The organism is Corallococcus sp. 4LFB (assembly GCF_046520365.1).
GTDB classification, from domain to species: Bacteria; Myxococcota; Myxococcia; order Myxococcales; family Myxococcaceae; genus Corallococcus; species Corallococcus caeni.
Map to the genome: position 1 here is coordinate 1 of NZ_JBKGHJ010000227.1, position 13273 is coordinate 13273.

At 71.8% G+C, this 13273-nt stretch carries 10 protein-coding genes and 2 pseudogenes; 5 read left to right on the forward strand and 7 right to left on the reverse strand.

Annotated elements, in window-relative coordinates; translation table 11 throughout:
* On the reverse strand, nt 1-1622 hold a 1622-nt coding region (locus tag ACLEQD_RS23100; protein ID WP_410386797.1), incomplete at its 3' end, for an FAD-dependent monooxygenase.
* Between the two features lie 86 nt (nt 1623-1708).
* Between ACLEQD_RS23100 and ACLEQD_RS23105 the strand changes: the two genes are divergently transcribed.
* Nucleotides 1709-2755, forward strand: a complete 1047-nt coding sequence (locus ACLEQD_RS23105; RefSeq protein ID WP_410386799.1) for a phytoene/squalene synthase family protein — start codon at nt 1709-1711, stop codon at nt 2753-2755.
* A gap of 17 nt (nt 2756-2772) precedes the next feature.
* A pseudogene (locus ACLEQD_RS23110) lies at nt 2773-4714 on the forward strand (2,3-oxidosqualene cyclase).
* Here the strand turns inward: ACLEQD_RS23110 and ACLEQD_RS23115 are convergent.
* The 4 genes from ACLEQD_RS23115 to ACLEQD_RS23130 form a co-directional block, all read right to left on the reverse strand.
* The gene (locus tag ACLEQD_RS23115; RefSeq protein ID WP_410386801.1) at nt 4662-5168 is read right to left on the reverse strand and encodes a DUF1993 family protein; all 507 of its coding nucleotides are present in this window, start codon (nt 5166-5168) and stop codon (nt 4662-4664) included. The pseudogene ACLEQD_RS23110 and the gene ACLEQD_RS23115 overlap by 53 nt on opposite strands.
* Nucleotides 5169-5273: 105 nt before the next feature.
* Entirely contained in the window at nt 5274-5870 is a 597-nt protein-coding gene (locus tag ACLEQD_RS23120; protein WP_410386802.1) for a hypothetical protein, read from the reverse strand.
* Nucleotides 5871-6013: 143 nt separating this feature from the next.
* Nucleotides 6014-7438, reverse strand: coding sequence for an RtcB family protein (locus ACLEQD_RS23125; protein ID WP_410386804.1), 1425 nt, complete (start codon nt 7436-7438; stop codon nt 6014-6016).
* 179 nt (nt 7439-7617) lie between these two features.
* Nucleotides 7618-9468 carry a glycoside hydrolase family 15 protein gene (locus tag ACLEQD_RS23130; RefSeq protein WP_410386806.1) on the reverse strand — a complete coding sequence of 617 codons (1851 nt, stop codon included), beginning with the start codon at nt 9466-9468 and terminating at the stop codon, nt 7618-7620.
* A 217-nt stretch (nt 9469-9685) separates the two neighbouring features.
* Here ACLEQD_RS23130 and ACLEQD_RS23135 point away from each other — a divergent pair, with 217 nt between their 5' ends.
* Nucleotides 9686-10087, forward strand: coding sequence for a hypothetical protein (locus tag ACLEQD_RS23135; protein WP_410386807.1), 402 nt, complete (start codon nt 9686-9688; stop codon nt 10085-10087).
* A gap of 93 nt (nt 10088-10180) precedes the next feature.
* Nucleotides 10181-12031, forward strand: a complete 1851-nt coding sequence (locus tag ACLEQD_RS23140) for a bifunctional metallophosphatase/5'-nucleotidase (protein ID WP_410386809.1) — start codon at nt 10181-10183, stop codon at nt 12029-12031.
* Here ACLEQD_RS23140 and ACLEQD_RS23145 read toward each other — a convergent pair.
* The gene (locus ACLEQD_RS23145) at nt 11955-12527 is read right to left on the reverse strand and encodes a hypothetical protein (protein ID WP_410386811.1); all 573 of its coding nucleotides are present in this window, start codon (nt 12525-12527) and stop codon (nt 11955-11957) included. The genes ACLEQD_RS23140 and ACLEQD_RS23145 overlap by 77 nt on opposite strands.
* 19 nt (nt 12528-12546) lie before the next feature.
* On the reverse strand, nt 12547-12768 hold the full coding sequence (locus ACLEQD_RS23150; protein WP_410386813.1) for a hypothetical protein: 222 nt from the start codon (nt 12766-12768) through the stop codon (nt 12547-12549).
* A 143-nt stretch (nt 12769-12911) separates the two neighbouring features.
* Between ACLEQD_RS23150 and ACLEQD_RS23155 the strand changes: the two are divergent.
* A pseudogene (locus tag ACLEQD_RS23155) lies at nt 12912-13273 on the forward strand (hypothetical protein); the annotation flags it as partial.

Here is a 13273-nt window from a genome sequence, read left to right on the forward strand (position 1 = left end):
CGGCGGTGGCGCGCGGGGCCTGGGGGGCCGCGGCCCTGGCGGCGCTGCCCATCGGCTTCTCCGTGTGGAGCCAGCTGCGGCTCCAGCGGGCCTGCCACGGGCCGGACGTCGCGCCCCGGCACTACTGGGTGCCGGCCGTCCTTCCGCTGCTGGGGCCGGCGTGGCGCTGTCCGCGCGGCTGTCGCGCCAGGTGGACTGGCGCGGCCGGGGCTACCGGTTGGATGCGGAAGGCCGCGGCCTGGCTGAAGCCCCAGCGGCCCTGCCAGCGTGTAGACGGGACGGCGGACGCGACGATGCAGCCAGCTCCCCACCTGTTCCACCGCGCTCGCCACCGTGCCTCGCAAGGGCGGCCCGGCCGAGCGCAACAGCGGCGCGGCGGACCGGAGGCTGCCCCCGGGGCCGCTCGGCGAGAGCATCGCGGCGAAGGCATGCGCGACGACGCGCAGGTACTCGCGGGCCATCACCCGCATGCGGGGCTCCTCGGAGGAGAGCAGCGCCATGGAGGCCCGCGCGCCGCGAGGGCTGTGCTCCCAGTAGTGCAACAGGCCCATGCGCAAGGCCCGCATGCCCTCGTCCTGCCCGGCGAAGGCGCTGTAGAGCGCGGAGGCGAGCGCGACGCGCGTGCGCTGGGCCGGCCGCCGCGCGTGCGCGTAGTGCTCCAGCGCGCGGGGGATGAGGCCCGGGTGGCGGTGCAGCGACTCCTGGAGGGCGCGGGCGTCGTGGAAGCAGGACGCCATGCCGCTCGCGGTGAGCGGGTGGCAGCACGCCGCGGCGTCGCCGACGAGCACGGCGCTGCCCATGCAGACGGTCTCCGCCAGCCAGTCGTCGTTGGACGCCATGCGCATGGCGGGCCGCTGCTCCAGCGCCCGCCAGACGGCGTGCCTCAGACTGGAGGGCAGGGCGAGCAGCAGCTCCGGCCTGTCCCGCAGCGTCTGGATGGTGCTGCCCAGGGGCAGGTCCACCATCACGCGCGCCAGGCCCGGCTGGATGGCGTAGGCCAGCGCGTGCACGGCGCCTCCCACGAACTGGTGGCCGTGGCCGGGGTGGGTCAGGCAGGCGCTGTCCACGGTCACGCCCAGCATGGTGGAGAGCCGGGTGTGGTGCTCGGCGATGCCCAGCATCCGCCGCACGGGCGACGCGCGCCCGTCCGCGGCCACCAGCAGCCGGGCGCGCACGGTGTGCTCGGTGCCCGCGTGGGTGTAGCGCAGGCGCACGCCGCGCCCGTCGTTGTGCTCCACGGCCGTCACGCGGGCCCGGGCGCGCGCGGTGACGCCGCGCCGCCGCGACACCGACTCCAGCAGGGGCTCGGTGAGCGTGGCGTGCTCGAGCGACAGCCCGGTGACACCCTGGCCGTAGGGCAGGACGAGGGTGCGGGCAGGGGCATGGAAGCGCACCGCGAAGCCGCGCACGGGCTGGGCCTTCCAGCCGTCCACGACGTCCCCGAAGCCCAGCGCGCGCAGGTCCCGGATGCCGGCGGGGTGGAGCAGCTCGCCCGCGAGCTGTCTGTGCCGGTCCACGCCCGCGTCGAGCAGCAGGACGGACAGCCCCAGCTCGGCGAGCGCCGCCGCCACCGCGCAGCCCGCGGGCCCACCTCCGGCTATCACCACCTCGGCGTCCTCCACGTGGCCTCCGCGCGGTCCCCAGACACCATGTCTGGCATTGACGACTTAGCCATTGATGCGCGGTACCGCACGCAGAGGAGGCAGGCATGAAGGAGCAGGGAGCGTCATTCTGTCGCACGCAGCTGCCCCGGGTTTCCCGGACGTTCGCGCTCAACATCCCGCTGTTGCCGGAGCCCCTGGACCTCGCGGTCACGGTGGCTTACCTGCTGTGCCGCGTCGCGGACACGCTGGAGGACGAGGCCCCCGGCCCCTCCCGGACCGCGCTGCTCGAAGAGCTGGGCGCCCTGGTGGCGCTGGCGCCGGGCTGGGAAGCCCAGGCCCGTTCCTTCGCGCGAAGGGCGCGGCTCGCCCTGCGGGACGAGGCGCCCGCCGCGGAGGCCGGGCTGGTGCTGGAGACCCCGCGGGTGCTGGAGACCCTGGCCTCGCTCCCCTCCTGGGTGCACCCGCCCATCGCCCGGTGCGTGCGCACCATGACGGGAGGGATGAACCAGATGCAGCGGCTGCACGGCGGGAGCGGGCAGGTCATGGGGCTGCCCGACCTCCAGGCGACGTTCATGTATTGCTATTACGTGGCCGGCGTCGTGGGCGAGATGCTGACCGGCCTCTTCATCGCCAGCTCACCCCGGGTCGCCTGGCGCCACGAAAGCCTCACGCCGCGGGCGCCTGCCTTTGGCCGGGCCCTGCAGCTCACCAACATCCTGAAGGACGTGCGCGAGGACCTGGACCGGGGAAGCTGCTGGCTGCCCAGGGACCGCATGGCCGCGCATGGCCTCACGCCCGCCACGCTGGCCCTGCCGTCCTTGCGCTCGCGGGCGGTGGCGCTGATGGACGAGCTGGTGGAGGTGGCGCGCCGGGAGCTCGCGGTCGCGCTCGAATACTCCCTGGCCCTTCCCCGCGAGGAGCCCGGCCTGCGGCTGTTCTGCCTCTACCCGCTCTTCTTCGCGGTCGCGACGCTGGACGCGGTGGAGGGCAACCCCGCGGTGCTCGAACCGGCGCCCGTGAAGATCCGCCGGGAGACGGTGGAGGCGCTGATGCGGCTCACCCAGGAGCGGGTGGACTCGGATGAAGCGCTGCGGGCGCTCTACGCCCGGTGCGCGCGAATGCCCCGGGACGGCATGGAGGCCCGGCCTTGACGCAGCGGGCGCGCGACGTGCTGGCCTGGACGCAGGAGGCGGATGGCTCCTGGAAGGGCGACTACAGCGGCCCGCTCTTCCTGGCCCCGGTGTACGTGGCCGGGCTGTACGTGATGGGACGCTCGCCGGACGCGCGCCTCCGGGACGGGCTCGTCGCGGCCATGCGCGCCCGCCAGAACGCGGACGGCGGCTGGGGGCTGGACGTGGAGTCGCCTGGCCTCGTCTTCACGACGGTGCTCACCTACGTCGCGCAGCGGTTGCTGGGCGTCGGCGCGGACGACCCGGGCCTCCTCCGCGCGCGGGCGTGGTTCCTTCCGCGCGGTGGCCCGCTGGGCAGCGCGTCCTGGGGGAAGTTCGTCCTCGCCCTGCTGGGGCTCTACGACTACGCCGGCCTCGCGCCCGTGCCTCCCGAGCCCTGGCTGCTGCCGCGAGCGCTGCCGTTCCACCCGTCCCGGCTCTGGTGCCACTGCCGCATGGTGTACCTGCCCATGGGCTGGCTCTACGGCCGCCGCGCCCGCGCCAGGGAGACGCCGCTCTTGGCCGAGCTGCGGCGCGAGCTGTATCCCCAGCCCTACGCGGACGTGGACTGGAAGGCGGCGCGCGGCCGGGTGGCCGGGACGGATGCCTACACCCCCCATGGCCTGTTGCTGCGCGCGGTGCACCGGGTGCTGGGGCTGTACGAGCGCTTCCACTCGAAGCGGCTGCGGGCCCGCGCGCTGGAGGAGTCCCTGGCGTTGATTCGCGGGGAGGACGCGGCGACGCACTTCGTCTGCATCGGGCCCATCAACAAGGTCTTCAACATGGTGGTGTGGCACGTGGCGCGCCCGGACGGCCCGGAGGTGCGGGCCCACCTGGAGCGCCTGCCGGACTACCTCCAGCCGGTGGGGGAGGGCATCACGTTCAACGGCTACAACTCCTCGCAGCTCTGGGACACCGCCTTCGCGGTGCAGGCGCTGGTGGCGTCCGGCGCGACGGCCGGAGCGCGGGACACGCTGGAGCGCGCGGGCCGCTTCCTGGAGGCGCAGCAGGTGCTGGAGGACTCACCGGACGCCGCGCGCCACCACCGGCACCCGAGCCGGGGCGGGTGGCCCTTCAGCACGCGCGCGCACGGCTGGCCCATCAGCGATTGCACGGCGGAGGCGCTGAAGGCATGTCTGTTGTTGGAGCCGCTGGGGCTCAACCGCGTGCCGCGGGAGCGCCTGGAGCAGGCCGTGGCGTTCATCCTGTCCTTGCAGAACCGGGACGGCGGCTGGGCCACCTACGAGCGCCAGCGGGGGCCGCGCTGGCTGGAGCGGTTCAACCCCTCGGACGTGTTCGCCGGCATCATGGTGGACCCCAGCTACGTGGAGTGCACGTCGGCCTGCGTGCAGGCGCTGGCCGCGTGGCGCAAGGCGCACCCGGAGGCGCCGGTGGGCCGGGCCATCGCGCGGGGCGCGGACTTCCTGCGCCGCCAGCAGCGTCCGGACGGAAGCTGGGAGGGGTCCTGGGGCGTGTGCTTCAGCTATGGCACGTGGTTCGGCGTCACCGGCCTGGTGGCCGCGGGCGCGAAGGCCTCGGACCCCGCGCTGCGCGGGGCGGTCGCGTTCCTGGAGCCCACCAGCGCGAGGACGGCGCGTGGAGTGAAACCGTCCAGGGCTGCCGTGAGCGCCGCTGGGTGGAGGGGTGCACCGGCCACGCGGTGACGACGTCCTGGGCCCTGCTGTCACTGGTGGCCGCGGGCGGCGCGGACAGCGACGCCGCGCGCCGGGCGTGGCGTGGCTCCGTGCGAGGCAGGGGCCGCGCGGCCAGTGGCCCCGGGAGCCCCTGGCCGGCGTGTTCAACCGCACCTGCGCCATCCACTACGACGCCTACCTGCGCATCTTCCCGCTGTGGGCGCTGTCGCTTGCGGAGGCGGCAGGCGGCGGCCTCACGGCGCGCGGAGGCTCAGCGTCCCCAGGTAGTCCAGCTTGCCCAGGTTGACGCCGTTGTGCCGGAGGAGCGCGTACGCGTGGGTGAGGTGGAAATAGAAGTTCGGGAGGATGTGCTCCTGGAAGTTGTCCGCGCCGCTCATCACCTTGCCCTCCCACCGGGGATTGGTGATGACGCGGCTGGCCGCGCCCTCGAAGTCCTTCCCGGTGAACGTGTCCAGGTAGGCGATGGTCGACTGGACGCGGGCCCGCAGCTCTTCCAGCGTCTGCTCCGTGTCCGGGTTCGACGGCGCGGCCTTGCCCGTCAACCTCGAGGCCCCCAGCTTCGCGGCGTCACAGGCGATCTGCACCTGCTTGACGAACGGAAACTGGTCCGGCGCCAGGCGGGAGATCAAGTAGACGTTCGGGTCGAAGGACTTCGCCTTGGCATAGCCCGCGGCCGCCTCCAGCCACTTGTCGAGCTGCCCGAGCTGCTTCTTCATCTGCGAAAAGGTCTCGAAGTACATGGGCGCGCAAGCTAACGGGGCAGCCATTGCCGCGCGAGCCAATCCGCGGGGCGTCCGGCCCCCCCATCCCGGACGCCCTGCGTCATGCCGCGGTCACGCGTGGCATCAGAAGGTGATGGTCAGGTCGTGCAGCACGGCCGAGCAGCCGGTGGTCGTTCCTGCCTCGTTGCCCGAGGTGTCACCCACGCAGTTGATGCTCTGCACGATGCGCGTGTTCCCGGCGACCTGCGGGAACCCGAACACGTCCGCCGCGTGCCCCGTGTCCGTGTAGCTGAAGGTGAACTCGGCGCCCTTCCAGTAGTCCGCGACGGGCCACGGAGCCGGCGTGACGCTCAGGATGGGCGTCGCGGTGGTGGCGATGTGGTGCCACCGGCCCCCGAAGACATGGGTGTCGCCTCCGCTCGTTTCGTCGCCCCAGATGAACATGCCGACCCACAGCTCGTTGGAGTTGCGCACCTCGTACTCGAAGTTGAGGGTCATCGTCGGCCCGTGACCGGCGAAGTCCGCGTCACCGCTCGTGCGGGGCGGGACGTAGAAGGCCAGCGGGAAGTCGTTGATGGTGACGGAGGTCAGGCCCTGCTCCGTGGTGGCCACGGACGGCTGCTCCGCGCCCTCCGACGACTCGAGGGTCTCAGGGCCGCCGCAGGCTCCCAGCAACAGCGCGGCCGCCGGCACGACGTAGGACACGAAGCGATTCAACATGGGTGACTCCTGGACGCGGGTGGAAGACGCGCCCAGGAGTACCGGGCTTCATGGACAGCCAACATGCCTCTGCCGCCAATGCCTCTCAGCGTGGGATGAAGCGGCCCTCGGCGGGGGTGAGCTGGCCATGACGGGAATGCCTCTCACGCCTTGAAGGTCATCAGCGGCTTGAGCCGGGCCACCTCCCGGACGATGTCGGCGTCCACCTGGGAGGCGATGACCGGGCCAATGGGCTTGTAGGCGGCGGGGGCCTCCTCGATGCGGCGCTCGGCCCGCAGCGCGATGCAGTCCACCCCCGTCAGCCCCAGGTCCTCCTCGCGGTGCTTCGCGCCACCCCGCGACATGGAGAAGCGCGAGTGCGCCCGGCCCGCCCCATGCGAGGCCGACGCCAGGGCCTTCGCGTTACCCAGGCCCCGCATCAGGTAGGACGTCGCCCCCATGGAGCCGGGGATGATGACCGGCTGGTCCTCCTCGGCCGGGCAGGCGCCCTTGCGCGCCAGCCAGCCGCCTTCCCAGGGCAGGGTGATGTTGTGGGGCACGTCGTAGACGAGCGGCGCCTCCACGTCCCCGAACAGCTCCCGCAGCGTCTGCCGCACCAGCTCCGCGAGCAGCAGCCGGTTGAGGAAGGCGTAGTTGGCCGCGGTGGCCTCGGCCCGCAGGTACTCGCGCACCATCGCCGGGTCCGCGAGCGGGAAGATGCCGCTCGCCGGATGCGGAGCCCCCGTGGGCCACGCGGCCCGCGCCCGCTCCTGCCACGCGCGCCCCACGTGCTTGCCCATGTCCCGCGAGCCGGAGTGCACCATGAACGCGAGCTGCCCCTCACGCACCCCCCAGGCCCACGCGCGCGCCCGGTCCACCACGGCCTCCACGCGCTGCACCTCGACGAAGTGGTTGCCTCCGCCAATGGTGGCCAGCCCGGGGTCTCGCACCACGCCCTCGCGCCGCAGCCCGGTGGGCGCCCAGGCCGGGTCGCCTTCCAGCGCACCGCCCAGGTGGACGCGCGCGGACTCGCGGTCCAGCTGGTCCAGCTCCGCACGGGCGGCCATGCCCAGCGGCTGCGCCGCCGTCTCCTGGAGCCAGCCGGGCAGGCCGTCGCGCAGCAGCGCCTCCAGCGCGCGCGAGCCCTGGGCGACGTCGCGCGTGCCGAAGAAGCAGTGCCCCTTCATCCGCTCGACGAAGGCGTCGCGGCGGGCGAGGAAGGCGTCCACGGGGATGTCCGCGACGTGCAGGCGCATGCCGCAGTTGATGTCCGTGCCCACGGCACCGGGCACCACCAGGCCCTCCGTGTGGACCACCGACCCGATGGCCACCCCGGAGTCACCCGGATGGAAGTCCGGCGTCGCGCGCACCTGCTTCACGCGCCCGCCCGCCGGATGATGGAGCGCGGCGAGCGCCGCGAGCTGTTGAAGCGCCTTGCCCTCCACGGGCAGGTCCGGCGGGAGCAGGACCTCCGCGGGGGGCGCATGGGGATCCGCCTGGAGGCGGACCGTGTAGACACGACCGTCGTAAGCAACATCGAGCCCCTCGCGGGCAAGCGCCCGCAGGAGCCGGTTGAGTTTCGGCTGCATGACCTTCTCGGAATCTGACCCGGGCGGATTTCAGCCCGGGGGACGTGAGCGATGGATTCGAGACCTCGGGTCAGCAGCCGCGGCCGGGACGCCGGAGCGTCCGCGCCCCCAGGGACGCCCCGGCCCGCGCCGCCTGACAAAGCCAGGCGGCGGGAAGGGGCGCCACGGAAGCGACACGGCTAGGAATACATCGTCGCCCTGCTCCCTTCGTCCAGGAAGTAGGCGCTGTTCACGAGCGCCAGGTGGCTGAACGCCTGGGGGAAGTTGCCAATCATCCGGTGTTCCCCGGGCAGGTACTCCTCGGCGAGCAGCCCCACGTCGTTGCAGAGCCCCACCAATTGGGTGAAGAGCTTCCGCGCGTCCTCGGTGCGCCCCAGCAGGTGGTAGGTGTTCGCGAGCCAGAAGGAGCAGGCGAGGAAGGCGCCCTCCTGGCCCGACAGGCCGTCAACGCTCTCCTCCGTCCGGTAGCGCAGCACCAGCCCCTCCGGCATCAGCTCCTCCTCGATGGCCCGCACCGTCCCGGCGATGCGCGGGTCCTCCGGCGGGAGGAACCCGCTCAGCGCGATGATGAGCAGGCTCGCGTCCACGCCCTTGGAGCCGTAGTACTGCGTGAAGGTCCCCCGCTGGGCGTCGTAGCCCTTGCTGCACACCTCGTCGTGGATGGTCTGCCGCAGCTTCACCCACGGGGCCTTGTCCTCCTCCAGGCCGTACTGCTCGATGGTCCGCACCCAGCACTCGATGACGATCCACGCCGACACCTTGGAGGCGGTGAACGAGTGCTTCGGGCCGCGCATCTCCCAGATGCCGTGGTCCGGCTCCGCCCAGACCTCGGACACGCGGGTCGCGAGCGTCTTGAGCGCCTGCTGTCCGCGCGGCGTCGGCATGCCCAGCTGCTGCGCATGGATGTAGAGGACCGCGGCGAACTCGCCGAGCACGTCCAGTTGGAACTGCGTGTAGGCCCCGTTGCCGATGCGCACGGGCCGGGCCCCCTCGTAGCCTCCCAGCCAGTCCAGGCTGACCTCGGTGAGGCGGCGCTCGCCCCGGATGCCGTACATGATCTGCAGCTGGTCCATGGCGCCCCCGATGGCGTCCTCCAGCCAGTTCCCGAACCTGCCCGCTTCGTCCGTGAGGTCCGCGCGCATGAGCGCGCTCAGCGTCAGCACCGAGTCGCGAATCCAGCAGAACCGGTAGTCCCAGTTGCGCTCGCCGCCCGGGGTCTCCGGAAGCCCGAACGTGGGCGCGGCGACCAGCGCTCCCGACGGTTGGTAGCTGCACGCCTTGAGGGTGAGCAGCGAGCGGGTGACCACGTCCTGGTGCCGCGGGGGCAGGCGCAGCCGCGAGGCCCAGTCCTCCCAGTAGGCCTCCGTCTCACGCAGGGCGGCCTCCGGGTCCAGCGCCGCGGGGACGCCGTCGTAGGGGCGGGCCCAGGAGAGCACGAAGGGGATCCGCTGGCCGGCCTGCACCGTGAACTCCGCCTCGAAGGGCGGCGGCTGCTGGCCGGTGCCGCCGCGCAGGAACACCGCGTCCGGCCCGGCGATGGCGGCGGAGGCGCCGTCCCTCCTCGCGATGAGGGGCAGGGTGAAGCCGTTGGCGAACCGGGGGCGCAGCTCGGAGCGCATCGCCACCGTGCCCCGGAGCCCCTCCACCCAGCGCACCAGGTGGGGGTTGTCCTTGCGGATGGGCATGAAGTCCACGACGCGCACCGCGCCCTCGTCCGTCACGAACTCCGTCTCCAGGATGAGGGTCTTGCCCCGGTAGCGGCGCCGCACCTCGCGCACGGCCGCCTTCGGGGCGACCTTCCACCGGCCGTTGTCGGGGGTCCCCAGCAGCGACGTGAAGCAGGCTTCCGAGTCGAAATCCGGGAGGCAGAGAAAGTCGACGGAGCCATCCCGGGCCACGAGCGCGGCGGTGTACAGGTCCCCCAGGAGCGCATGGTCCTCGATGAGCAGGCCCGGCTCCGCCCGGGTGCTGCTTCCCCATCCCGTCCTGGGCGCTTCACTCGTCCGCGGAGTCGTGTCTGTCGAAATCATGGCGTGTCTCTTGGCCTGGGGTAGGGGTTCAGCAAAAGGTAGGAGCCGGTCCTCCGGATGCAATCGCGCGGGGAGGGCGGCGGGCAGGGGCCACCCGGGCCGTGCCCCTGAACAGTGGCGGAACACCCGCGACGCCGCCCCAGCCCCGGCTGGGATATGAACCCCCAGGGCCTGCCCTGCCATGGCAGGCGCGGGCGGCATGGAACGGAGCGTGCGCATGACGGTGGCAGTCCTACGGGCCCAGGCCCCGGAGTTCGATGTGGCATCCGTCCTGGACCGCTTCCCGGACTGCCACCCCAACGCCGTCTGGCTTCAAGGGGAGCAGCGGCTCCAGGGCAGACATTCCACCTCTGGCTTCAACCTCACGCTGGTGGAGGACGGGGAGGGCACGCTGCACGGCCCCGTCGCCGCGGCCCGGCGGCAACTGGAGGTGCTGGCCCCCCTGCTCATGGAGCTGCGGCAGCTGTCCGTCCCCTGCGTCGTGGACTTCGGCCTGTTCGTCGGAAGCGCCCTGCACTTCGCCAGCGCCATCCACTTCCCGCCCGACGACGTCCGGTGGTTCGCGGACCAGGGCATCGCCCTGGCCGTCTCCGCCTATCCAACCGCTGACGAGGATTGAGCAATCATATCCAAGGTGAATGTCAGACAGACCCTGTAGTGTGCGCGCCCCTGCGGAAGATTCCCTTCCGGCAAGGCTCAAGGTCGAGGCCTCTTGAACCGCTCCTCCTTCCTGTTGCGCGCGCTGCGCACCGGCACGCTCTGTGTCGTGGGCGCCAGCTCGCTGCTGACCGCTTGTGATTCCAATGACGATCCACCGCCCACCCCCACCCCGGTGGACACCTCGCCGCGCACGCTGACGCTGCTGCAGACCAGCGACCTGCACACCAATATCTTTCCGTGGGACTACTTCACCGGGAAGCCGGACGCGAAGCGCGGCCTCTCCAGGGTGGCCACGCTCATCAAGCAGGAGCGCGCGAAGAACCCGGACTGCACGCTGCTCGTCGACACCGGCGACACCATCCAGGGCTCGCCGCTGGGCACCTACTACGCCGTGGTGGACAACGCGCCCAAGCACCCCATGGCCACCGCCATGAACGAGCTGGGCTACGCCGCCATGGCCCTGGGCAACCACGAGTTCAACTACGGCCAGGACGTCCTCAATAAGTTCAAGGGCGAGGCGAACTTCCCCCTCCTGGGCGCCAACGTGCGCAAGACCGCGGACGGCTCCGAGGCCTTCACCCCGTACATCCTCACCACGGTGTGCGACGTGAAGGTCGGCATCCTCGGCCTGGTGACGCCGGGCGTGGCGACGTGGGAGCGCAAGGACAACATCACCGGGCTGCGCTTCGATGACCCGCTGGAGACCGCGAAGGTCTACGTGCCGAAGATGAAGCAGGCCGGCGCGGACGTGGTCGTGGTGGCCATCCACAGCGGCCCGGACAAGCAGCCCACCGGCAGCGCGAGCAGCCCGGAGTCGTGGCTCGCGGACTACGCGGACCCCACGAAGTGGACGGACCGGGGCAACATCGCCGGTGAGAACGAGGCGGTGCAGATTGCCCAGCAGGTGGCGGACGTGGACGTGCTCCTCACCGGCCACACCCACCAGCCCATCCCGAAGATGCTGCTGAAGAACGCGCAGGGCCGCGAGGTCCTCCTCACGCAGCCCAACCGCTGGGGCAGCCACCTGGCCGACGTGCAGCTCAACGTCACCTGGAACGGCGAGCGCTGGGGCGTGGACGCGCACGACTCGCTGCTCCACGCGGTGGACGACACGGTGGCGGAGGACGCCACCGTCAAGCAGCTCACCCAGGCCTACCACGACACCACGGTGGCCTACGTGAACCAGAAGATTGGCAGCACCACCGCGGCCTTCACGGGCGGCTTCCCCGGACGCTACGTGGACAGCGCCCTGGGGGACCTGCTCAACCTGGTGCAGGAGGAGGCCGCCAAGGAGGCCGGCTTCCCCGTGGACCTGTCCGCCACCGCCCTGTTCTCCAACGACGTCGCGCTGCCTGCCGGGGACGTCACCCTGCGCGACGCCTACAGCGTCTACATCTACGACAACACGCTGTACGTGATGGAGATCAACGGCTCCATCCTCCGGCGCGCGCTGGAGATGAACACGCTGTACTTCAAGCAGCTGGACGCGGCGAACCTGCCCGCGAAGCCCGCGGACGCGAAGGCCACCATGCCCGTCGTCGCGGACTACAACTGGGACCTCTACTCGCGCATCGACTACGGCTACGACCTGACGAAGCCCGCGGGCTCCCGCCTCACGCACCTGCGCTTCCAGGACCAGGACGTGCGCGACGACCAGCTCTTCCGCATCGCCGTCAACAACTACCGCGGCGGTGGCGGCGGCGGGTACAGCATGTTCAAGGAGGGCCGCCTGCTGTGGTCCTCCGCGGACGGCGTGCGGGACTACGTCGCGCGCTACATGCAGGCGCACCAGGGCCTGGCGCCGGACGCGGTGAACACCTGCAACTTCACGCTCGCGCCGGACCTCTACACGCCGTACTTCCAGGCCACGCTCGGCCCCGCGAAGTGCGCGCCCGTGCAGTGACGTAGGGCCCCAGGGTGGCCCGGAGGACAGCCCTCCTCCCCGGAGGGCGCGTCCCACCGGGCCTCCCGTGTCCCTCCCTTCCCGCGCAGGGTCCGCCGCCTGCGCAGGTTCCTCCGCCAGCCCTCCTGGCTGCTGCTGGGCGGACTGGCCCTGCTGGGCGGAGCGCGTGCGGGCCACCTTCCAGGGTGAGCACCGCACGCGGGTGGAGCGGGGGCGCGCGGACTGGCTCCCGGACTGAAAGGGGGCGTCTCTTCCGTGACGGCTCTCCCGCGTGGGCGTGAAGCCCACCAGGAAGTCGATGAGCAGGCGTGTGCCGTAGCCCGTGGCCCCCTTGCTGCGCCACGCGTGGTCGCGCTCGGCGCGCGCCGTCCCCGCCATGTCGATGTGCGCCCACGTTCTTCAGGTCCGCCACCTCCGACTCCAGCTCCGGGCGCAGGCGCCGGTCCAGCGGCAGCTGCCACACGGTGTCGCCGGTCCGCTCCCCGGAGTCCTTCACCTGCTCGATGAGCGCTTGGTCATTGCCGATGACCGGCCTTGCCCTCGAAGCCGGCCGCCTTCAGGAACGCGCGGTCGAAGTGGGGGTCCTTCAACCCTTCATCCTCCCCCACGAACGAGCCGATGCCGCCGGCGCTGGCGGGGAGGGAGGACGACACGGTGAGCTTCGCCTCCTCCGGGGGTTCGATGGAGGGAGCGGGATGGAACTCCGCCTGCGCGCGCGAATGAAACGAGGTCAACATGGAAGCCGCCTGAAGGAGGAACTGGGCATCCCATCAGGAGGGTGCAACATCCGGCAGGCCACCCGCCCCTGCCTCCGGGAGCGGTTTGCCGGCGGATGGAAGGTGTGGATGTTCCGCCACGCAATCCCATGAGGGGGAAGTCCATGCGCACACTGCCGTCGAAACGGATGTCATTGCTCACCGAGCGCGAAGCCCAGCTCGTCCTGTCCAGCGCCCCACGCAACCTGTCCGAGCTCACGCCCCGGGAGCTGCGCGCACGCATCGCGCGCACGCGCCGCCTGATGGAGAAGTACCAGGACGCGGCGCGGCGGCAGGGCCGGGAGGCGCTTCGCAAGGAGCCGCCCTCGCGCTCCCGCCGCGCCGAGGGCAACCGCAACACGCTCCAGAAGGCCGAGTACTTCGCCCTCACCCTGGAGCGCTTCGAGAAGCGGCTCGCGACGCTGGAGCGCAAGGAACAGGTCCGGGCCCGCGCCGCGAGCAGCCCGGGCCCCCGGCGGGTGAAGCG

Bases quoted from the DNA above. Each gene is read 5' to 3' on its own strand.
- ACLEQD_RS23105 (WP_410386799.1), top strand. From the start codon at position 1,709: ATGAAGGAGCAGGGAGCGTCATTCTGTCGCACGCAGCTGCCCCGGGTT.
- ACLEQD_RS23115 (WP_410386801.1), bottom strand. From the start codon at position 5,168: ATGTACTTCGAGACCTTTTCGCAGATGAAGAAGCAGCTCGGGCAGCTC.
- ACLEQD_RS23120 (WP_410386802.1), bottom strand. From the start codon at position 5,870: ATGTTGAATCGCTTCGTGTCCTACGTCGTGCCGGCGGCCGCGCTGTTG.
- ACLEQD_RS23125 (WP_410386804.1), bottom strand. From the start codon at position 7,438: ATGCAGCCGAAACTCAACCGGCTCCTGCGGGCGCTTGCCCGCGAGGGG.
- ACLEQD_RS23130 (WP_410386806.1), bottom strand. From the start codon at position 9,468: ATGATTTCGACAGACACGACTCCGCGGACGAGTGAAGCGCCCAGGACG.
- ACLEQD_RS23135 (WP_410386807.1), top strand. From the start codon at position 9,686: ATGACGGTGGCAGTCCTACGGGCCCAGGCCCCGGAGTTCGATGTGGCA.
- ACLEQD_RS23150 (WP_410386813.1), bottom strand. From the start codon at position 12,768: ATGTTGACCTCGTTTCATTCGCGCGCGCAGGCGGAGTTCCATCCCGCT.